At 69.9% G+C, this 20,289-nt stretch carries 18 protein-coding genes; 17 read left to right on the top strand and 1 reads right to left on the bottom strand.

Going from position 1 to position 20,289, the window contains the following annotated elements; translation table 11 throughout:
* Window positions 1-3,064 precede the first annotated feature (3,064 nt).
* From WH85_RS18810 to nusB, 13 genes are all read left to right on the top strand, one after another.
* On the top strand, window positions 3,065-3,514 hold the full coding sequence (locus WH85_RS18810) for a DUF948 domain-containing protein (protein ID WP_045743204.1): 450 nt from the start codon (window positions 3,065-3,067) through the stop codon (window positions 3,512-3,514).
* Between the two features lie 17 nt (window positions 3,515-3,531).
* Complete coding sequence (locus WH85_RS18805; protein WP_045743203.1) at window positions 3,532-3,822, top strand: hypothetical protein; 291 nt, start codon at window positions 3,532-3,534, stop codon at window positions 3,820-3,822.
* Entirely contained in the window at window positions 3,819-6,503 is a 2,685-nt protein-coding gene (alaS, locus tag WH85_RS18800) for an alanine--tRNA ligase (RefSeq protein ID WP_045743202.1), read from the top strand. The genes WH85_RS18805 and alaS overlap by 4 nt, the downstream gene beginning before the upstream one ends.
* Before the next feature lie 88 nt (window positions 6,504-6,591).
* Window positions 6,592-7,053, top strand: a complete 462-nt coding sequence (ruvX, locus tag WH85_RS18795; RefSeq protein ID WP_045743224.1) for a Holliday junction resolvase RuvX — start codon at window positions 6,592-6,594, stop codon at window positions 7,051-7,053.
* A 105-nt stretch (window positions 7,054-7,158) separates the two neighbouring features.
* Window positions 7,159-8,235, top strand: a complete 1,077-nt coding sequence (gene mltG, locus WH85_RS18790) for an endolytic transglycosylase MltG (RefSeq protein WP_425394652.1) — start codon at window positions 7,159-7,161, stop codon at window positions 8,233-8,235.
* A gap of 320 nt (window positions 8,236-8,555) precedes the next feature.
* Window positions 8,556-9,737, top strand: a complete 1,182-nt coding sequence (gene mltG, locus WH85_RS18785) for an endolytic transglycosylase MltG (RefSeq protein ID WP_045743200.1) — start codon at window positions 8,556-8,558, stop codon at window positions 9,735-9,737.
* Between the two features lie 41 nt (window positions 9,738-9,778).
* Window positions 9,779-10,684 carry a shikimate dehydrogenase gene (locus tag WH85_RS18780; RefSeq protein WP_083449087.1) on the top strand — a complete coding sequence of 302 codons (906 nt, stop codon included), beginning with the start codon at window positions 9,779-9,781 and terminating at the stop codon, window positions 10,682-10,684.
* A gap of 201 nt (window positions 10,685-10,885) precedes the next feature.
* A complete protein-coding gene (aroC, locus tag WH85_RS18775; RefSeq protein WP_045743198.1) occupies window positions 10,886-12,064 on the top strand; it encodes a chorismate synthase in 1,179 nt (392 codons plus the stop codon).
* Window positions 12,064-12,567 carry a shikimate kinase gene (locus WH85_RS18770; RefSeq protein WP_045743197.1) on the top strand — a complete coding sequence of 168 codons (504 nt, stop codon included), beginning with the start codon at window positions 12,064-12,066 and terminating at the stop codon, window positions 12,565-12,567. The genes aroC and WH85_RS18770 overlap by 1 nt, the downstream gene beginning before the upstream one ends.
* A gap of 149 nt (window positions 12,568-12,716) precedes the next feature.
* The gene (gene aroB / locus WH85_RS18765; protein WP_045743196.1) at window positions 12,717-13,781 is read left to right on the top strand and encodes a 3-dehydroquinate synthase; all 1,065 of its coding nucleotides are present in this window, start codon (window positions 12,717-12,719) and stop codon (window positions 13,779-13,781) included.
* Window positions 13,782-13,818: 37 nt separating this feature from the next.
* The gene (gene aroQ / locus WH85_RS18760; RefSeq protein WP_045743195.1) at window positions 13,819-14,238 is read left to right on the top strand and encodes a type II 3-dehydroquinate dehydratase; all 420 of its coding nucleotides are present in this window, start codon (window positions 13,819-13,821) and stop codon (window positions 14,236-14,238) included.
* Window positions 14,239-14,313: 75 nt separating this feature from the next.
* Complete coding sequence (efp, locus tag WH85_RS18755; protein WP_045743194.1) at window positions 14,314-14,871, top strand: elongation factor P; 558 nt, start codon at window positions 14,314-14,316, stop codon at window positions 14,869-14,871.
* Window positions 14,871-15,305, top strand: a complete 435-nt coding sequence (gene nusB, locus WH85_RS18750; RefSeq protein ID WP_045743193.1) for a transcription antitermination factor NusB — start codon at window positions 14,871-14,873, stop codon at window positions 15,303-15,305. Before efp ends, nusB begins: the two co-directional genes overlap by 1 nt.
* 334 nt (window positions 15,306-15,639) lie before the next feature.
* Here the strand turns inward: nusB and bldD are convergent, their stop codons facing one another.
* A complete protein-coding gene (gene bldD, locus WH85_RS18745) occupies window positions 15,640-16,128 on the bottom strand; it encodes a transcriptional regulator BldD (RefSeq protein WP_014446326.1) in 489 nt (162 codons plus the stop codon).
* A 312-nt stretch (window positions 16,129-16,440) separates the two neighbouring features.
* Here bldD and pyrR point away from each other — a divergent pair, with 312 nt between their 5' ends.
* Genes pyrR through carA form a run of 4 tightly spaced genes read left to right on the top strand, consistent with a single transcriptional unit; the run spans window position 16,441 to window position 20,289 of the window.
* Window positions 16,441-17,001 (top strand): bifunctional pyr operon transcriptional regulator/uracil phosphoribosyltransferase PyrR, encoded by a 561-nt coding sequence (gene pyrR / locus WH85_RS18740; protein ID WP_045743192.1) that lies wholly within the window; start codon window positions 16,441-16,443, stop codon window positions 16,999-17,001.
* Complete coding sequence (locus WH85_RS18735) at window positions 16,998-17,921, top strand: aspartate carbamoyltransferase catalytic subunit (RefSeq protein WP_045743191.1); 924 nt, start codon at window positions 16,998-17,000, stop codon at window positions 17,919-17,921. The genes pyrR and WH85_RS18735 overlap by 4 nt, the downstream gene beginning before the upstream one ends.
* A complete protein-coding gene (locus WH85_RS18730) occupies window positions 17,918-19,186 on the top strand; it encodes a dihydroorotase (protein WP_045743190.1) in 1,269 nt (422 codons plus the stop codon). The genes WH85_RS18735 and WH85_RS18730 overlap by 4 nt, the downstream gene beginning before the upstream one ends.
* Window positions 19,183-20,289, top strand: a complete 1,107-nt coding sequence (gene carA, locus WH85_RS18725; protein WP_045743189.1) for a glutamine-hydrolyzing carbamoyl-phosphate synthase small subunit — start codon at window positions 19,183-19,185, stop codon at window positions 20,287-20,289. The genes WH85_RS18730 and carA overlap by 4 nt, the downstream gene beginning before the upstream one ends.

The raw sequence follows: 20,289 nt of genomic DNA, 5'->3' as shown, positions 1-20,289 counted from the left end.
AGTCCGGCCCGATTCCGCGTGGCCGTGCGAATCCGGCCGGTTACGACGAGTCCGAGCGTTCGGGCCCGATTCCGCGGGGGCAGGTGAACCCGGCCGGTTACGACGAGTCCGAGCGTTCCGGTCCGATCCCGCGGGGACGGGCCAACCCGGGCGGCTACGACCCGGCGGGCCCGGGCTACGACCCGGCCGGTGCGGGCTACGAGTCGGCGCACCGGACCGGCGGGTTCGACGCGGGCCAGTCCGGGCCGATGCCCGGGTACGACGAGGTCAACCAGTCGGGCCCGTTGCCCGGCGGCCCCCGTGGCCAGTACGGCGCCCCGGAAGAGCGGTCCCGCCGTGGTCGCCGCGCGCGGCCCGACGACGATGAGCAGCAGGGTTCGGCCGGCGGCTACCCGCAGGCCGGCGAGGAGTCGACCGGACGCCACGGCCGGATCGCCCGGGGTGGTCATGCCGGGCCCGACAGCGATGGCGGCTGGGGCCAGGGTCCCGGCGAGCAGCGATCCGGCCGGCACGGTGCTCCGGACGACGGGGCGCCGCGGTCCGACACCGGTTCCTACGGTCTGGTCCGTCCCGGTTCGCACACCGGCGCGCACGGCATCGTCCGCCCGGGGTCGCACACCGGGGCGCACGACCTGGTCCGGCCCGGTGAGCCGCGTACCCGGGCTGCCCGCCGTGCCGCGGAGGAGGCCGACGAGCCGAACAGCGGTGTCGTCGACCCGGCCAGTGGTTCCGGGGTGACCGGTCCGCGGCGGATCGGGCCCGGCGACGGCCGCCCGGTGCGTGCCGCGGCCGCGGTCCCGCCGGTCGTGCCCGGTCGTGAGGGTGCCCGTACCCCGGCGCTGCCCGGACGGGCCGGCGCGATGGCGGACAGCACCTCCGGCGTGATCCAGCGTCCCGGTGCGCCCCGCCGTGGGCCGGGGCCGCAGAACGGCCCACAGCAGAACGGGCCCTACCAGGGCGGACCGAATCCGGGTGTCAACCCGGGCGCGCTGCACCAGGGCGGTCTCCCGCCGGGTCTGCAGCAGGGCGGCCAGAGTCAGATCGGCCCGGACCGCAGCATGCCGTCCGGACCGCCCGGGGGCCGTCGCCGGGCCCGTGACGACGCCGGCGATTCCGACGAAGGCTGGCACGAAGGCGGCTCATCGGACGACGACCCGCCGGACCCGGCCGGTACGGCCGGAGCCGCCGCCGTGGTGGCACCGGGACGACCGGACGCCGGCACTTCCGGAGCAGCCGGGGGGAAGCCCGCGCGCCCGGACACCGGCACGGCCAGGTCCGCGGCGGTGGCCCCGGCGCGCCCGGACGCCGCCGTGCCCGGTGCCGGTGCTGGGGACGGCCCGGCCCGTGGCGGCGCCGCGGTGCCCGGCCGGCCTGCCTCGGAGAGTGGACGACCGGGTGCGGCCGCACGTGGTGGCGCCGTGGTCCCGGGACGGCCCGGAGCGAACGGTGACGATGGTCCGGCCCGTGGCGGTGCCGCGGTTCCCGGTCGGCCCGGAGCGGGCGCTGAGGACGGTTCCGCGCGTGGTGGCGCTGCCCCCGTGCGCGGTGGTGCCGCGGTGCCCGGTCGGCCCGGAGCGGGCGCTGAGGACGGTTCCGCGCGTGGTGGGGCTGTCGTGCCCGGACGTGCGGCGGGCGGCCCGGACGGTGGACCGGCGCGTGGCGGCGCGATCGTGCACGGCCGGATGGGCGCCGACGACGGCCCGGACGGTGGAGTCGCCCGTGGTGGCGCTTCGGTGCCCGGTTCCGGCCCGGACAGCAGTCCGGCGCGTGGTGGGGCTGTCGTGCCCGGACGCGCGGCGGGCGGCCCGGACGGTGGACCCGCCCGAGGCGGCGCGTCCGTGCCGGGCTCCGGACCGGATGGGACCGCCCGCGGTGGCGCCTCCGTGCCCGGTTCCGGACCGGACGGACCTGCCCGAGGTGGCGCTTCGGTGCCCGGTTCCGGCCCGGCTGGTGGACCCGCCCGTGGCGGCGCGGTCGTCAAGGCGGCCCGTGCCGGTGCGGTCGTGCCCGGACGGGCTGTGCCGGGACCGGACGACGCCGCGGGTGCCGCACGGGTTCCCGGCGGGAGCCCTGCCGGACCGGGTGACGGCTCCCGGGCTCCGGCCGGTGCACGGGACGGTGCTCCGGGCGTACCCCGGCATGAGGATGACGACGCACCCGGCGCGAGTGCCGGCGGTGAGGCCGTCGCGGCAGCTCGCGTGGGTGGCCGTCCGGCCCTGCCCGCCGCCCGGACCGCGCTCGCCCTCCCGGCCGGGACGTCCGGTGCCGGGGACGAGGAGGACGCCGAGGCCGCCGGTGGTCTGCGGGGTGCCGGTGCCGAACTACGCCGCAAGCTGCGCACCCAGCGGCGCCTGCGGGTGATCACGTTGTCCTCGGTGGCCGTGGTCGTCCTGTTGGTGCTGCCGATGTTCTTCGGGATCCGGGCGATGAGCAGCGACCCGGTCTTCGCGTCACTCGATGAGCTGAACGTGCCGTCGTGGGCCGCCGCGGAGACCGAGGACCGGCGCAACGGCAACGACTGGTGTTTCATGGAGTGCCGGTTCCGCGAACGGGTGACCGCGTCCGAGAAGCCGTTCCAGGAGACCTCGGAGGCGTGGACGACGGCGCTCAAGAAGGCCGGGTGGACGCAGTGGAAGGTCGCCGAGTGCCCGGAGACGCCGATCCGCGCCGAGGACGGCACCTACAGCTGCTGGAAACGTGACGAGCTCAACCTGGACCTGTTCGTGAGCCTGCCGGGCTGCGCCGTCGACCAGATCGCGGCGGACGCCATCCCTTCGACCACCGACGAGGAGGCGCAGGCGCAGGCCGAGGCGGCGGCCGATCCGGCGTCGTGCGTCGGATCGACGGTCAGCATCAAGGTGCAGAACGCGATCGGCGACACCCGCGGCCAGACCGAGACCACTCCCGGGCCGGTCGGGGAGACCCCGGAGCCGGTGGTCGACCTGGACGATCCCCTCTTGGAGCCGACACCCGAGGCGTCGTGAGGCGACCGGTGGTCACGGACGGTAGGGTCTCCCACGATGTCCCGCCGAACCCGTGACCACCACCAGAGGAGACGCGCCACATGCATGCCGGAGAAATCGCAGGTCTGATCGCGGCGGGCGCCTTCCTGATGCTCGTCCTCGTGCTCGCTGTCCCGATCCTGAAGCTGGGCCGCACGATCGACGCCGCGACCCGTGCGATCAACGACACGGTGGACCGCACCGGGCCGCTGCTCGGCAACGTGAACACCACGGTGGAGAATGTGAACACCGCGCTCGGTCAGGTTCAGGTCTCTTTGGACGGCGTCAACGTGCAGCTCGCCAAGGTCGACACGATGACCGAGCACGCCCAGAACGTGACGGCCAACGTCGCCAACCTGGTGACCGTGGTGTCCGCCGCCGCCGCCAACCCGCTGGTCAAGGTGGCCTCGTTCGGGTACGGCCTGCGTAAGGCGTCGGCCGCCCGCCGGTCCGCCGAGGACGAGCGCGAGGTTCGCGCCGCCATCAAGCAGCGCCGCAAGGCCGCCCGCTAGCCGCTAGGGAGATAGTCATGAAGCGTCTGCTCTGGCTCGGCGCCGGTCTGGCCGTCGGTGCCCTCATCGTGCACAAGCTGACCCGCAAGGCCGAGGAGTTCACTCCGACCGGCATCGCCACGTCGCTGTCGGAATCCGCTGGCGGCCTCGTCGAGTCGGTGCGTAGCTTCGTGGAAGACGTCCGCGAAGGCATGGCCGAGCGGGAACAGCAGATCCACCAGGCGTTCGCCGCGGGGGAGCTGTATGAGGACAAATTCGCCGATCTCCGCGAGGACGCGGGATACGGCTCGCAGGAGGGACATCGATGAAGACGGCGGAGATCAAGCGGCGCTTCCTGGCGCATTTCGAGGCGAACGGGCACACGGTGGTCCCGAGTGCCCCGCTGCCCGCCATCGAAGACCCGAACCTGCTGTTCATCAACGCCGGCATGGTGCAGTTCGTGCCGTTCTTCCTGGGACAGCGCACCCCGCCGTACGCGCGGGCGGCGAGCGTGCAGAAGTGCATCCGGACGCCGGACATCGACGAGGTCGGCAAGACCAGCCGGCACGGCACGTTCTTCCAGATGAACGGCAACTTCTCGTTCGGGGACTACTTCAAGGAAGGCGCGATCAAGCTCGCCTGGGAGCTGTCGACGAAGTCGGTCGACGAGGGCGGCTACGGTCTCGACCCGGAGCGGATCTGGCCGACCGTCTACCACGACGACGACGAGGCGTTCGAGCTGTGGAAGGCGCAGGGCGTGCCGCTCGAGCGGATCGTGCGCCGCGGCAAGAAGGACAACTACTGGTCGATGGGCATCCCCGGCCCGGCCGGCCCGTGCTCGGAGCTCTTCTACGACCGTGGTCCGGCCTACGGCAAGGACGGCGGCCCGGAGGTCGACGAGGACCGGTTCATGGAGTTCTGGAACCTGGTCTTCATGCAGTACGAGATCACCGACGTGCGCAGCAAGGAAGACTTCACCATCGTCGGTGACCTGCCGAAGCAGAACATCGACACCGGCATGGGCCTGGAGCGCATCGCGTCGATCCTGCAGGGTGTCGACAACCTCTACGAGATCGACGAGGTGCACCCGGTGCTGGCCCGCGCGGCGGAGCTCACCGGCAAGAAGTACGGCGCGAACTCGGGTCAGGTGGCCGGCGAGTCGCACCCCGACGACGTACGCCTGCGGGTGATCGCCGACCACGTGCGGACCGCGCTGATGCTGATCGGCGACGGCGTCACCCCGTCCAACGAGGGACGCGGCTACGTGTTGCGCCGGATCATGCGCCGGGCGATCCGGGCGATCCGGCTGCTCGGCTGGCAGGACCCGGCGCTGCCGATCCTGCTGCCGATCGCGCGGGACTGCATGTCCCCGTCGTACCCGGAGCTGGCGACCGACTTCGCGCGGATCTCCGACCAGGCGTATGCGGAGGAGGACACCTTCCGCTCGACGCTGAAGGCGGGCACCACGATCCTGGACACCGCGATCAGTGACACCAAGAAGGCGGGCGGCGCGAAGCTGGCCGGCGACAAGGCGTTCCAGCTGCACGACACGTACGGCTTCCCGATCGACCTGACCCTGGAGATCGCGGCCGAGCAGGGCCTGAAGGTCGACGAGGACGGTTTCCGGGCGCTGATGGCCGACCAGCGGTCGCGGGCCAAGGCGGACGCGAAGGCGCGCAAGACCGGCCACGCGGACCTGTCGGTGTTCCGGACGGTGCTGGACGCGCACGGGCCGACCGACTGGCTGGCGTACCAGACGCTGGAGACCGATTCGCGGGTGCTGGGCATCCTCGGCGAGCAGGGTCCGGTCACCACGGCCGCGTCCGGTGAGATCGTCACGGTGTTCCTGGACAAGACCCCGTTCTACGCGGAGTCGGGTGGTCAGGCGCCGGACGCGGGCACGATCGTCGCGCCGGGCGCGAAGGCCGAGGTGATCGACGTGCAGCGTCCGGTCAAGGGCCTGGTCGCGCACAAGGTGCGGGTGCTCGAGGGTGAGCTGGCGGTCGACGACGGCGTGCACGCCCAGGTCGACCACGAGTGGCGGGTCGGTGCGCGTCAGGCGCACTCCGGCACGCACGTGATCCACGCGGCGCTGCGTGAGGTGCTCGGCCCCACCGCGCTGCAGTCGGGTTCGTACAACCGGCCGGGTTATCTGCGTCTGGACTTCGCGTGGCGTGGCGGTCTGTCGCCGGTGACCCGCAGCGAGATCGAGGAGGTCTCCAACCGGGCGATCCGTTCCGACCTGCCGGTCAGCGCGAAGCTGATGACGCTGGGCGAGGCCAAGGAGCTGGGTGCGATCGCGCTGTTCGGCGAGACGTACGACGACACGGTCCGGGTGGTCGAGATCGGTGGCCCGTTCTCCCGTGAGCTGTGCGGTGGCACCCACGTCGACCGGTCGGCGCAGATCGGCACGTTGGCGATCACCGGCGAGTCGTCGGTGGGTGCCGGGCAGCGTCGTGTCGAGGCGGTCACCGGCATCGAGGCGTTCCGCTACCTGGCCCGGGAACGTGACCTGGTGTCGCGTCTGGCGGAGCTGCTGAAGGTTCCGGTGGATCAGGTACCGGACCGGGTCGAGCAGACCGTCACGGCGCTGCGCGACGCGGAGAAGGAGCTGGAGAAGCTCCGGGCGCAGATGGTGCTGGGCGGCGCGGCGACGCTCGCCGAGCAGGCGAAGGATCTGGGCGGCGTGGCGTATGTCGGGACCGAGGCGCCGGAGGGTGCCGGCGGCAACGACGTCCGGACCCTGGCGCAGGAGATCCGCGGCAAGATCGATGGATCACGCCCTGCTGTGGTGGCGGTGACGGCGCGTGCCAATGGCAAGGCGTCACTCATCGTGGCGATCAACAGTGCGGCGCGTGAGCGTGGCCTGGCGGCGTCCGACCTGGTCAAGGCGGCTCTCTCGGGTCGTGGCGGGGGCAATGCGGACCTTGCTCAGGGTGGCGGCGTGCCCGCCGGGGATGCCGCTAAGCTCTTGGGCGCGATCGAGAAGGCGATCATCGAAGCGAGCTGATAGCGGCTCCGGCCGATCGGTGGCTACTCTTCGCACCAAAGCTTGATCGGACTTGGAGGCGCGTGTTGCAGCTGTGCAGGATGAAGGCGTGACGCAGACCTTCGTTCGGGGCGTTCGCCTCGGCGTGGACGTGGGCCAGGTGCGTGTCGGGGTCGCCAAGTGCGATCCCGACGGCATCCTGGCCAGTCCGGTGATGACCGTGCCCCGTGACCGGGAGACCGCCGCGGACGGCACGCCGACGGACATGACGGAACTGATCCGGCTGGCGGCCGAGCACGAGGCGGTCGAGTTCGTGGTCGGTCTTCCGGTGGCGCTCAACGGGCGCGAGGGCGTGGCGGCCGGCCACGTCCGTGCGTATGCTGACCGGCTCAGTGAGCTGGTCGCCCCGTTGCCGGTCGTGCTGACCGACGAGCGCATGTCCACCGTCGTCGCCAGCCGCAGGCTGTCCGAGCGGGGCGTCAAGGGCCGGCGACAGCGTGCCGTGGTGGATCAGGCGGCGGCTGTCGAGATTCTGCAGAGTTGGCTCAACGCGCAGCGGAGGCAGAGCTAATTGATCGACGAGCAGCAGGACCTCAAATTCGAGGACAACGAGGACCCCGGGCGATGGCGACATCGTAAGAAGCAGGGGGGCGGCAGGACCTTTCTGGCTTTCTTCATGGTTCTGGTGCTCTTCGGTGCTCTCGGTGGTGGCGCCTGGTACGGCTACGACAAGGTGAAGGGCTTCTTCGGCGGCGCCGATTACGCCGGGCCCGGTTCGGGTGAGGCGATCGTCGAGGTCAAGGAGGGCGACAGCGCCACGGCCATCGCGAACACGCTGTACGAGGCGGGCGTGGTGGAGAGCGCGAAGGCGTTCGTGAGCGCGGCCAAGGACAACGCCGACAGCCAGAAGATCCAGGTCGGGGAGTACAAGCTCAAGAAGCAGATGAAGGCGAGCGACGCTCTCCTGATGCTGCTCGACCTGAAGAACAAGAACGTCAGCACGGTGACCATCCCCGAGGGGTGGACGTCCATGCAGGTGTTCGACAAGCTGGCCGAGGCGACCGGGATCGACCGGGCGGATTTCGTGAAGGCCGCCAAGGACCCCGCCGGGCTGGGCATGCCGGCCGAGTGGTTCAAGCGCAAGGACGGCATCAAGGTCGACAAGACGTCGATCGAGGGCTTCCTCTACCCGGCGACGTACGAGATTCCCAAGGACGCCACGGCCGAGAGCATCCTCAAGATCTTCATCAAGAACTTCCTGAACGAGATGGAAAAGATCAAGTTCGTCGACACGGTGCAGGAGAAGCTCAACATCTCGCCGTACGAGGCGCTGGTCGCCGCGTCCATCGCGCAGGTGGAGGGCCTTCTCGCCGAGGACATGGGCCCGATCGCCCGGGTGCTGTACAACCGGGTCTACACCGGTGACTTCCCCTGCAACTGCCTGCAGCTCGACAGCACGGTCAACTACTGGCTGCGGCTGAACGGCAAGGAGGGCAAGTCCTCGGAGAAGCTGACCATCTCCGAGATGCACGGCGAGAACAACCCGTACCGGTACAACGTCCCCGGCATGTCGATCACCCCGATCAGCAACCCCGGTGACGTGGCTCTGCGTGGCGCGATGAACCCGAAGAAGAGCCCCTACTTCTTCTTCGTGACGATCGACGACAAGGGCAAGACGGCGTATGGGAAGACGTTCGCCGAACACGAGGCGAACATCAAGATCGCCTGCAAGAACGGCATCCCCATCTGCTGACCGGTGGTGGAGAGCGTCTGCCGACTGGTGGATGAAAGCGACGAAACGGCGGCCGCCGGGAGATTTTTCTCCCGGCGGCCGCCGCGTTTCGTGTCCGGAGGCGCTGCGTTAGGCACAGTGCTCCGCGCCGAACGCCCCCACTGTCGGTTACCGCCGTGTAAGCAACCGGTGGCAGGGGTGGGCGGTGGGGCATCGATGTGGGTATGGTGCCCGTCAGTGCCAGGAGAACGTCCTGGCTGACGGGAGGGTGTCGACCGCGGTTATCGGGGCATCCCAGAGGGGTCTTCGGAGCCGGCCGGCGTACAGCGGAGGCGAACGACATGATCGACGAACTGGATGTGGCGTTCGAAGAGGATGCCGAGCAGGGAAGAGCCGGGCGGGCGCGCCGGAACGACAAGGGGCGCGGCCGCACCGCTGTGGCGTTCGTGATGACCTTCCTGCTGCTCGCGTCGCTGGGTGGCGGCGTCTACTTCGGATACACCAAGGTCAAGAGCTTCTTCGTCGCCGCGGACTACAGCGGTCCCGGCACCGGCGTGGTCGAGGTGTCCATCCCCAAGAGCGCGTCGCTCACCGAGATCGGCAACGTGCTGGTCGAGGCGGACGTCATCAAGAGCACCAAGGCGTTCCTGGACGCGGCCGAGGCCGAGCCGAAGAGCAAGAACATCCAGTCCGGCACCTTCAACCTGCGCAGCCAGATGTCCGGCGCGGCGGCCCTGTCCCTGATGCTCGACCCGGCGGCCCGGGTGAGCAAGGGCGTGACGATCCCGGAGGGCTGGACCGCCAAACAGGTCTACGCCATGCTGGCCAAGACGACCGGAATCCCGGTGGCCGACTTTCAGGAGGCGGCGAAGGACCCGGAGGGCCTGGGCGTCCCGGACTGGTGGTTCAAACGGACCGACGGCAGGCCGGTGGCCAAGAGCCTCGAGGGTTTCCTCTTCCCGGACACCTACGAGTTCGACCCCAAGGCGACCGCTCCGCAGATCCTGAGCACCATGATCGAGCACTTCCTCACCGTGACCGGTGAGCTCGGATTCGCGGATGATGCGCAGAAGAACCTTTCGATCTCGCCGTACGAGGCGCTGATCACGGCGTCGCTGTCCCAGGCCGAGGCCGGCATCGCGGGCGACCTGCCCAAGATCTCCCGGGTCGCGTACAACCGGGCGTACAAGGAGAAGATCCCGCTCCAGTTCGACGTGACGACGAACTACTGGCTGCAACTGAACGGCAAGGACGGCAAGCACTCCGGCAAGCTCACCACCGCCGAGATGACCGACCCGAAGAACCCGTACAACACCGAGAACAAGGTCGGGCTGCCGGTCGGGCCGATCAACAACCCTGGCCGGGCGGCGCTGCAGGGAGCGCTCAAGCCGACCCCGGGACCCTGGTTGTTCTTCGTCGCCATCGACAAGAGCGGACGGTCCGCATTCGCGGTCACCAACGAGGAACACAACCGGAATGTCGTCAAGGCCTGTGCCAACGGCGTACCTCTCTGCAACGAGTGACAGTCGGTTGGTCCCGATTTCCCATTCCGTAGAGTGAGCGCGTGCAGAGCCAAGACGAGAATCCGACTTCCGGCCGTAAGGCCGCGGTGTGCGGTAAGCCGATCGCCCACTCGCTGTCCCCGGTGATCCACCAAGCCGGGTTCGCCGCGAGCGGGCTCTCCGGATGGACGTACGAGGCGATCGAGTGCGCCGAGTCCGAGCTTCCCGACCTGGTGGCGGGTCTCGGACCGGAATGGGCCGGTTTGTCGCTCACCATGCCGCTCAAGGAAGTGGCCCTGCGAGTGGCCACCCAGGCGACGCCCGCCGCGGTCGCCGCCGGTGTCGCCAACACGCTGGTCCGCCAGCCCGACGGGACATGGCACGCCGACAACACCGACATCCCGGGCATGGTGCACGTGCTGCGGGAGGCCGGCCTGGGCATCAGCGTCGGCCGGCACGCCGCCAAGGCGTCCACCGAGGAACCCCCGAAGATCACCATTCTGGGCGGCGGCGGCACCGCCCGGGCAGCCATCGCGGCCGCGGCCGACCTCGGCGCGGAGAGCGTGACCGTGGTGACCCGGCGGCCCGACGCCCGCCTGGAACTGGCCAAGGTCGCCGCCACGCTGAACCTCGGCTTCGAGGGCGTGAACTGGGCCGACGCCGTGCCGGCCTTCGACGCCGACGCGGTCGTGGCCACCGTGCCCAAGGGTGCCTCCGACGAACTCGCCGACAAGATCAAGTGGCGGCCGGGGTCGGTGCTGTTCGACGCGCTCTACGACCCGTGGCCGACCGCACTGGCGGCGTCGGCGATGAAGTCGGGCGTGTCGGTCGTGTCCGGGCTCGACCTGTTGATCGCCCAGGCGCTCAGCCAGTTCGAGCAGTTCACCGGGGTACGCTCGGCGCCGCAGGAGGCGATGCGGACCGCCCTCGACGAGGCCGTCCGCAAGCGCACCCAGTTCATCGACTGAGGAACCCCGGGCGTGGTGACTTCCGGCGTGCCGCTGCTGAAGTCACCACGCTGCCGGAGCCGCGTCACGGCCTCGCACCGCGGTGAGAGGCCGCGCTGGTAGCTCCGGGACGCCGGTAGCTCGTACCCGATGAATGGTCCGCTGGGCGGGACGAGGGTGACCGTATGCCGGGAGGCCGGCGGGGCGTGGGAGACTGGGCGCGTGTTGCGCTGGCTAACCGCAGGTGAATCTCACGGACCGGCGCTCGTCGCGCTGATGGAAGGCGTTCCCGCCGGGATCGAGGTGACGAGCGAGGACATCACCCGTGATCTCGTGCGCCGTCGTCTCGGCTACGGTCGTGGCGCCCGGATGAAGTTCGAGCAGGACGAAATCGAGATCATCGGTGGCGTCCGGCACGGCCGCACCCTCGGCAGCCCGGTCGCCATCCGCGTCGGCAACACCGAATGGCCCAAGTGGCAGACGGTGATGGCCGCCGACCCGGTCGACCCGGAACTCCTCGCCGCCCAGTCGCGCAACGCGCCGCTGACCCGGCCCCGCCCCGGTCACGCCGATCTGGCCGGCATGCAGAAATACGGCCACACCGACGCCCGCCCGATCCTGGAGCGCGCCAGTGCCCGGGAGACCGCGGCCCGCGTCGCCGTCGGCGTCGTCGCCAAACAGCTGATCCGCCAGGCACTCGGCATCGAGATCGTCTCGCACGTCATCGAACTCGGTTCGGTGGCCGCCAAGACCGGCCTGGTCCCCACACCCGACGACTTCGACCGCATCGACGCCGACCCGCTGCGCTGCCTCGACCCGGAGGCCAGCGCCCGCATGGTCGCCGAGGTCGACGCCGCGAAGAAGGACGCCGACACCCTCGGCGGCATCGTCGAGGTCCTCGCCTACCAGGTCCCGCCCGGCCTCGGCTCGCACGTCCAGTGGGACCGCAAGCTCGACGCCCGCCTGGCGACCGCCCTGATGTCCATCCAGTCGGTCAAGGGCGTCGAGATCGGCGACGGCTTCACCCAGGCCCGCTCGCGCGGCTCGGTCGCCCACGACGAGATCGTCCCCGGCCCCGACGGCGTCAAGCGCATCACCGACCGGGCCGGCGGCCTGGAAGGCGGCATCACCAACGGCGAGCCGCTGCGCGTCCGCGCCGCCCTCAAGCCGATCTCCTCGCTGAACCGGGCCCTGCAGACCGTCGACATCACCACCGGTGAGGCCACCACCGCGATCAACCAGCGTTCCGACGTCTGCGCGGTCCCGGCCGGCGCCGTCGTCGCCGAGGCGATGGTCGCCCTGGTCCTCGCCGAAGCCGCCACCGAGAAGTTCGGCGGCGACTCGGTCGCCGAGATCCGCCGCAACCTCGACTCCTACCTGTCGAACCTGGTCTTCCGCTGATGGCCCCGGTCGCCGTCCTGGTCGGCGTGATGGGCGCCGGCAAGACGACCGTCGGCCAGTCGGTGGCCCAGATCCTCGGCGTCCCCTTCGCCGACACCGACCTGATCATCGAGGCCGAGGTGGGCAAGCCCATCCCGGAGATCTTCGTCGAGGACGGCGAGGCGGCGTTCCGCGCCCGCGAGCGGACCACCGTGGCAAGCTGCCTGGAGACCTTCGAGGGCGTGCTCGCGCTGGGCGGCGGAGCGATCCTCGACGAGGGTACGCGCAAACTCCTCGCCGACCAGACGGTCGTCTACCTGTCGGTGGAGCTGACGGACGCGCTCAAGCGGGTGGGGCTGGGAGCGGGCCGTCCGTTGCTGGCCCTGAACCCGCGGGCGACACTCAAGCACCTGCTGGAGCAGAGGCGCCCGCTGTACCTGGAGGTGGCGACCCACGTGATCCCGACCGACGGCCGGGCTCCCGAGGAGATCGCTCCCGAGGTGGCAGCCCTGCTCCGCTCCTGATTGCCGCAGGACGAGGAGTCGGTCGCATCCGTGTGGGGACGGCCGCCGGGCCTCCTCACGGCCTGACGGACCCTTTTCAAGCGATCCACGAGGTGGAACCCGCGGCGGGTGGGACACCGGGGACGGAAAGGCGCGGATAGGGTACGGCCGTGGTGACGCGGATTCCGGTGACGGGCGACCGGCCTTACGAGGTGGTCGTCGGGCGTGGGCTGGCGGGCGAACTGCCCGAGATGATCGACGGCGCGGCCCGGGTGGCGGTGATCCATCCGCCGACGCTGCGGGATCGGGCGCGAGCCGTCGCCGACGCGGCCGGGGTGGCGACGGTGGTGCCGATCGAGGTGCCGGACGCCGAGGCGGGCAAGACCGTCGAGGTGGCGGCCCGCTGCTGGGATGCGCTGGGCGAGGCCGGTTTCACGCGTACCGATGTGGTGGTCGGTGTCGGCGGTGGGGCCACCACCGACCTGGCCGGTTACGTCGCGGCGGCCTGGCTGCGCGGGGTGCGCTGGGTGCCGGTGTCGACGTCGGTGGCGGGCATGGTCGACGCCGCGGTCGGCGGCAAGACCGCGGTGAACATCGGCGCGGGCAAGAACCTGGTCGGTGCGTTCCACCCGCCGGCCGGGGTGATCTGCGACCTGGACGCCCTGGACACGCTGCCGGCGCAGGACATCGCGGCGGGAATGGCCGAGGTGGCCAAGGGCGGGTTCATCGCCGACCCGCGGATCCTGGAGCTGATCGAGGCGGATCCCGCGCAGGCCCTGGACCCACGGTCGGACGTGCTGCGTGAGCTGGTCGTCCGCAAGATCCAGGTGAAGGCGGACGTGGTCGGTGTCGACCTCGAGGAGTCCGGGCTGCGGGAGATCCTGAACTACGGGCACACGCTGGGTCACGCGATCGAGCGCCGCGAGAAGTACACGTGGCGGCACGGCAACGCGATCGCGGTCGGGTTGATCTTCGCCGCGGAGCTGGGCCGGCTCACCGGACGGCTGGACGACGCCACGGCGGACCGGCATCGGACGGTGCTGGAGTCGTTGGGGCTGCCCACGGCGTACCCGGAAGAAGCCTGGACCGATCTCCTGCCCGCGATGCGCGTCGACAAGAAGGCGCGGGCGGCGACCTTGCGGTTCGTGGTCCTGGACGGCCTGGCGAAGCCGGGCATCCTGGCCGGGCCGGACGAGGAGCTGTTGAAGCGGGCGTACGCGGCGGTGGCGCGATGACCCGTGTGGCGAGTGGGCCGGAAACGGCGGTGGCGCGATGATCTACGTGCTGAACGGGCCGAACCTGGGCCGGCTGGGCCTGCGGGAGCCGGGGGTGTACGGCTCGGCGACGTACCAGGACCTCGCCGACCTGTGCCAGACCGTCGCCGACGACCTGGGTGTCACGGTCGAGGTGCGGCAGACGAACGCCGAGCACGAGATGCTCGAGTGGCTCTACCAGGCCGCCGACGAGGGCGCCGACGTGGTGCTCAATCCGGGCGCCTGGACGCACTACAACTATGCGGTTCGGGATGCCTGCGCGATGTTGCGGGGCAAACTGGTGGAGGTGCACATCTCGAACGTGCACGCCCGGGAGGAGTTCCGGCATCGATCGGTGATCTCCGCGGTGGCCACCGGCGTGATCGCCGGCCTGGGCTTCGACGGTTACCGGTTGGCGCTGGAGCACATCGCCAGGTAGACCCGGTTCGCTCCGGAGGGGTTCACGCCGGTAGACTCGTTCGGTCACCGATACGCATCAAAACCAAGGCAGGACATGGCTTCCACCAACGACCTGAAGAACGGCCTGGTTCTCAATCTCGACGGAGAGCTGTGGACCGTCGTGGAGTTCCAGCACGTCAAGCCCGGTAAGGGTCCGGCCTTCGTGCGCACGACGCTGAAGCATGTCCTGTCCGGCAAGGTCGTCGACAAGACGTTCAACGCCGGCACCAAGGTCGAGACGGCGACCGTGGACAAGCGCACGATGCAATACCTGTACAAAGACGGCGAAGACTTCATCTTCATGGATCTGGACACGTTCGACCAGATTCCGGTCTCCGGCGGCACCGTCGGGGAGAACGCCAACTACCTGCTGCCCGAGGCGGAGGCCACGGTCGCCACGCACGAGGGTGTGCCGCTCTACATCGAGCTGCCGACCAGCGTGTTCCTCGAGGTCACCTACACCGAGCCGGGTCTGCAGGGTGACCGTTCGACCGGCGGCACCAAGCCGGCGACCATCGAGACCGGCGCGACCGTTCAGGTCCCGCTCTTCATCACCACCGGCGAGAAGATCAAGGTCGACACCCGCGACGGCCGCTACCTCGGCCGCAGCTGATGGCGGAAGGTCCCAAGAAGGAACGGCTCGCGCGTCGCAAGGCGCGTAAGCGAGCACTCGACGTCCTCTTCGAGGCCGACCTGCGTGATCTGCCGCCGAGTCAGGTTCTGGTCACCTACCTGGATCGGATTGCGAAGCCGCACCCCGAGCATCTCGCTTATGCGATCACCCTGATCGAGGGGGTCGCTCAGCATCTGAACCGGATCGATGAGCTGATCGCGAGTTACGCGGAGGGCTGGACGATCGACCGGATGCCGGCGGTGGATCGGAACCTCGCCCGGATCGCGGTCTACGAACTGTTGTTCGTGCCGGAGGTCGACGACCCGGTGGCGATCACCGAGGCGGTCGAGCTGGCGAAGGAGATGTCGACGGATGACAGTCCGCGTTTCCTGAACGGTCTGCTGGACCGGATCGCGGCGTTCGCCACGCGGTGACAAGTGCTTCACGACGGCCCGGACTCTTGGAGTCCGGGCCGTTCTTGATGTCTGGCCTTTTCCAAGATCGCTCGCAGGAGGGCTCCTGGAGAAGCGGGTGCGCGGAGGGTGACCGAGGTTACCGTCGGGGGCCGAAAAGCGGCACACGGCCGTCTGAGGCCGATAAGACGACGATGATTGCCGATCCTGCGCGTTGTTGTGAGTTTCGTGGTGGTCCGGCGTCGGAAGTCCACACGATCAAAGAAAACCGGTCAGTAACTTATCGAAGTGGTTACCGGCTGATGGACACACGAAAGCCCGCGTCGCAGCGCGACGCGGGCTCGGGTGACGGTGCTCAGCTGGCGAAGAACGCCCGGGGGTCGGCCACCAGGACGCCCTGCTCGGTCAGGCGCTCGATGAGGCCGGACGGCGAGATGTCGTACACGATGGCGAGCGCGCGCAGATCGTCGGCGCGGATCGAGAGGACCCGGCCGTTGTAGTCACCGCGCTGCTGCTGGATGGCTCGCGCGTAACGAGCCACGTATGCGAGGTCCTCGCCGGTGGTGTCGTAGAGCTTCTCGAGATCCAGGACGATCTTGTTGGTCGCCTCCAGGCGGATGCCACTGCCGTCGGGCAGCAGCTCGGAGACGGGGACGCGGTAGAAGTCGGCCAGCTCGGCCAGGCGCGAGACGGTCACGGCACGGTCGCCGCGCTCGTACGAGCCCACGACCACTGCTTTCCAGCGGCCGTTGGACTTCTCTTCGACGCCCTGCAGGGACAGGCCCTGCTGCTGGCGGATGGAGCGCAGGCGAGCGCCCAGCGACTTGGCGTACTCAGACGGCATACGGACACTCCCAGTGCTGTGCTGGCCCGGAGGGTTCTTTCCTCACGGATCGCTACGCTGCGTGACGGTACGGAGTTTGCGACCGCCGGTCAAGTGTTGGTTACCGATGAGTCGCACGGGCCGCACCAAAGTAACCGGCTGTATCCCTAGTCGCGAGGAATTGTCCGGACTGCTCCAGTCAGGCACGTCACCATAATCAACGCTGCGTCCACTGGTAACGTAGCGTCAGCCATCGGGTCGCCCGTTTCCGGGGTGGGCCCGACCAGACGTCCTTTAACGACCCGTCCCGTGAGGCGGGGAAGGAGGTCCGCCGTGGCACAGCCACGCGCAGACGCGCCTAGCAAGATCATTTTAGAGGGGTCCGACCTGCACAGGGTCGTCGATCGCATCGCTCATCAGATCCTCGAGAAGACCTCCGGCGCCACCGGCACCGTGCTTCTCGGCATCCCCACCCGCGGTGTCCCGCTCGCGCACCGGCTCGCCGCCCGGATTCACGCCTTCGAGGGCGTCGACGTGCCGGTGGGATCGCTGGACATCACGCTGTACCGCGACGACCTGCGGATGCGTGCCACCCGCGCGCTCGGCAAGACCGAGCTGCCGCCCGGGGGCATCGACGGGCTGCGGGTCATCCTGGTCGACGACGTGCTGTTCTCCGGACGCTCCGTGCGGGCCGCCCTGGACGCACTCAACGACATCGGCCGGCCGAGTTCGGTGCAGCTCGCGGTGCTGGTCGATCGCGGACACCGGCAGCTGCCGATCCGGGCCGACTACGTCGGTAAGAACATTCCGACGGCACTCGCCGAGAGCGTCAAGGTCACCCTCACCGAGGTCGACGGCAGCGACGAGGTCCGGCTGATCGGGGGCCTCTCGTGATCCGGCACCTGCGCTCGGCCGCCGATCTGGATGCCGCCGACGCCACGTTGATCCTGGACACGGCCGGTGAGATGGCATCGCTGACCGGTGGCCGCGAGGTCAAGAAGCTCCCGGCCCTGCGCGGCCGGACAGTGGTGAACCTCTTCTACGAGGACTCCACGCGTACCCGCATCTCGTTCGAGGCGGCCGCCAAGCGCCTCTCCGCGGATGTGATCAATTTCTCCGCTAAAGGGTCGAGTGTCTCAAAAGGTGAGAGCCTCAAGGACACCGCGCTGACGCTGCAGGCCATGGGCGCCGACGCCGTGGTGATCCGGCACCCGGCCAGTGGCGCCCCGCACCGGCTGGCCGAATGGGTGGACGGCTCGGTGGTCAACGCCGGCGACGGCACCCACGAGCACCCGACGCAGGCGCTGCTCGACGCGTACACGATGCGCTCGCGGATGGGCCGTCTCGACGGCCTGCGGGTCGCCATCGTCGGGGACGTGCTGCACAGCCGGGTCGCCCGCTCGAACGTCCTGCTGCTCACCACGCTCGGCGCGCAGGTCACCCTGGTCGGCCCGCCGACGCTGATCCCCCTGGACGTGGCCGCCGCCCTGTCGGAGAAGACGCAGGTCAGCTACGACCTGGACGCGGTCGTTCCGGACAGCGACGTGGTGATGATGCTGCGCGTGCAGTCCGAGCGGATGCAGGACTCGTACTTCCCGTCGGCCCGTGAGTACAGCCGTCGCTACGGCCTCGACGTCGCTCGGCTCCGCAAGATGCCGGAACACGCGATCGTCATGCACCCCGGGCCCATGAACCGCGGGATGGAGATCGCGCCCGAGGTGGCCGACTCGCCCCGTTCCACGATCGTCGAACAGGTCGCCAACGGCGTCAGCGTCCGGATGGCCGTCCTCTACCTGCTCCTGGGAGGCAAGTGATGGCGTACCTGCTCAAGGGCGTCTCGATTCTCGGCGCCGCGCCGGCTGATCTTTTTATTCATGAAGGCGTCATCTCCGACAAACCGGTCGAAGGCGCCGAAGTGATCGACGCGACCGGTCTCGTGGCGCTGCCCGGCCTGGTCGACGTGCACACCCACCTGCGCGAACCCGGCCGCGAGGACGCCGAGACGGTGGAGACCGGCTCCCGGGCCGCCGCCCTCGGCGGATACACCGCGGTCTGCGCGATGGCGAACACCTCGCCGGTCGCCGACACCGCCGGCGTGGTCGAGCAGGTCTGGCGACTCGGCCGCGAGGCCGGACTGGTCGACGTGCAGCCGATCGGCGCGGTCACCGTCGGGCTGGCCGGCAAGCAGATGGCCGAGCTCGGCGCGATGGCCAGCTCCGCGGCGAACGTGCGGATCTTCTCCGACGACGGCTTCTGCGTCGCCGACCCGAAACTGATGCGCCGCGCGCTCGAATACGTGAAGGCGTTCGACGGTGTCATCGCCCAGCACGCCGAGGAGCCCCGGCTCACCGAGGGCGCGCAGATGCACGAGGGCGAGGTCAGCACCCGCCTCGGCCTGACCGGCTGGCCCGCGGTCGCCGAGGAGGCGATCATCGCCCGGGACGTGCTGCTGGCCGAGCACGTCGGCAGCCGCCTGCACGTCTGCCACGTGTCCACCGCCGGTTCGGTCGAGGTGCTGCGCCAGGCCAAGGCGCGTGGCGTACGCGTGACCGCCGAGGTCACCCCCCACCACCTCCTGCTCACCGACGAGCTCGCGGCCGGCTACGACCCGGTCTTCAAGGTCAACCCGCCGTTGCGTACGCGCAAGGACGTCGAAGCCCTCCGCCAGGCACTGCGGGACGGGGTCATCGACGTGGTGGCCACCGACCACGCGCCGCACGCGGTCCAGGACAAGGAATGCGAGTGGGCGTACGCCCGGCCCGGCATGCTGGGCCTGGAGACCGCGCTGCCGATCGTGCTCAGTGTGTTCGGGGAGGACTGGGACCTGATCGCCGACCGGATGTCCGTCGCGCCGGCCCGCATCGCCGGGCTGGACGGGCACGGCGGTGACCTGACGAAGGCCGGCACCCCGGCCAACCTGACGCTGGTGGACCCGTCGGTGAGCTGGGTCGTCGACCCGGCCGGACTGGCGAGCCGCAGCCGCAACACGCCGTATGCCGGCACCACGCTGCCGGGTCGCATCGTCGCGACCTTCCTGCGGGGCGAGGCCACGGTTCTGGACGGAAAGGCAGTCAAGTGACCAAGGCGATTCTGGTGCTCGAAGACGGGCGCACATTTCACGGTTCCGCCTACGGCGCTGTCGGGGAGACGTTCGGCGAGGCGGTGTTCACCACCGGCATGACCGGATACCAGGAGACACTGACCGACCCGTCGTTCCACAAGCAGGTCGTGGTGCAGACCGCGCCGCAGATCGGCAACACCGGCGTCAACGACGAGGACGACGAGTCGGACCGGATCTGGGTCGCCGGCTACGTCGTCCGCGACCCGGCCCGCCGGCCCTCCAACTGGCGTTCGCGGGGCGACCTGGGCGAGCGTCTGGCGACCGAGGGCATCGTCGGGATCAGCGGTGTCGACACCCGCGCGCTCACCCGCCACCTGCGCGAACGCGGCGCTCAGCGGGTCGGCGTCTCGTCGGTCGACCTGGACCCGCAGTCGCTGCTGGCGAAGGTGCGAAACCAGCCGGAGATGCTCGGCGCGGACCTGTCCGCACAGGTCACCACCGCGTCGCGGTACACCGTCGAGGCCGAGGGCGAGCACCGGTACACGGTCGCCGCGCTGGACCTGGGCATCAAGCGCAACGTGTCGCGCCGGCTCGCCGCCCGCGGCGTCACCACGCACATCTTCCCGGCCTCCTCGTCGATCGAGGACCTGCTCGCGGTCAGCCCGGACGCGGTGTTCTTCTCGCCCGGCCCGGGTGACCCGGCGACCGCCGACGGCCCGGTCGCGCTGGCCCGTGAGGTGATGCGCCGTGAGGTGCCGCTGTTCGGCATCTGCTTCGGCAGCCAGATCCTCGGCCGCGCGCTCGGCTTCGGCACCTACAAGCTGGGGTACGGCCACCGCGGCATCAACCAGCCGGTGCTCGACAAGACCACCGGCAAGGTCGAGGTGACCAGCCACAACCACGGTTTCGCGGTCGACGCGCCGCTGAACACCGTGATCGACACCGACTTCGGCGGTGTCGAGGTCTCGCACGTCTGCCTCAACGACGACGTGGTCGAGGGCCTGCGCGGCATCGAGGTGCCCGCCTTCACCGTCCAGTACCACCCCGAGGCCGCCGCCGGCCCGCACGACGCCGACTACCTGTTCGACAGGTTCGTCGAGCTCGTGGAAAAGAAGGGCTGA

It is taken from the genome of Actinoplanes rectilineatus, assembly GCF_000962825.1.
In the GTDB taxonomy this organism is placed as follows: domain Bacteria; phylum Actinomycetota; class Actinomycetes; order Mycobacteriales; family Micromonosporaceae; genus Actinoplanes; species Actinoplanes rectilineatus.
The sequence above is the reverse complement of the archived record's forward strand: the minus strand, read 5'-3'. Positions and strand labels throughout refer to the sequence as shown.

What these genes read in the sequence shown, in the direction of transcription:
- nusB (WP_045743193.1), top strand. Translation starts at nt 14,871, where the DNA reads ATGGCGGAAGGTCCCAAGAAGGAACGGCTCGCGCGTCGCAAGGCGCGT.
- bldD (WP_014446326.1), bottom strand. Translation starts at nt 16,128, where the DNA reads ATGCCGTCTGAGTACGCCAAGTCGCTGGGCGCTCGCCTGCGCTCCATC.
- WH85_RS18810 (WP_045743204.1), top strand. Translation starts at nt 3,065, where the DNA reads ATGCATGCCGGAGAAATCGCAGGTCTGATCGCGGCGGGCGCCTTCCTG.
- efp (WP_045743194.1), top strand. Translation starts at nt 14,314, where the DNA reads ATGGCTTCCACCAACGACCTGAAGAACGGCCTGGTTCTCAATCTCGAC.
- mltG (WP_045743200.1), top strand. Translation starts at nt 8,556, where the DNA reads ATGATCGACGAACTGGATGTGGCGTTCGAAGAGGATGCCGAGCAGGGA.
- mltG (WP_425394652.1), top strand. Translation starts at nt 7,159, where the DNA reads ATGGTTCTGGTGCTCTTCGGTGCTCTCGGTGGTGGCGCCTGGTACGGC.
- WH85_RS18805 (WP_045743203.1), top strand. Translation starts at nt 3,532, where the DNA reads ATGAAGCGTCTGCTCTGGCTCGGCGCCGGTCTGGCCGTCGGTGCCCTC.
- aroQ (WP_045743195.1), top strand. Translation starts at nt 13,819, where the DNA reads ATGATCTACGTGCTGAACGGGCCGAACCTGGGCCGGCTGGGCCTGCGG.
- alaS (WP_045743202.1), top strand. Translation starts at nt 3,819, where the DNA reads ATGAAGACGGCGGAGATCAAGCGGCGCTTCCTGGCGCATTTCGAGGCG.
- WH85_RS18770 (WP_045743197.1), top strand. Translation starts at nt 12,064, where the DNA reads ATGGCCCCGGTCGCCGTCCTGGTCGGCGTGATGGGCGCCGGCAAGACG.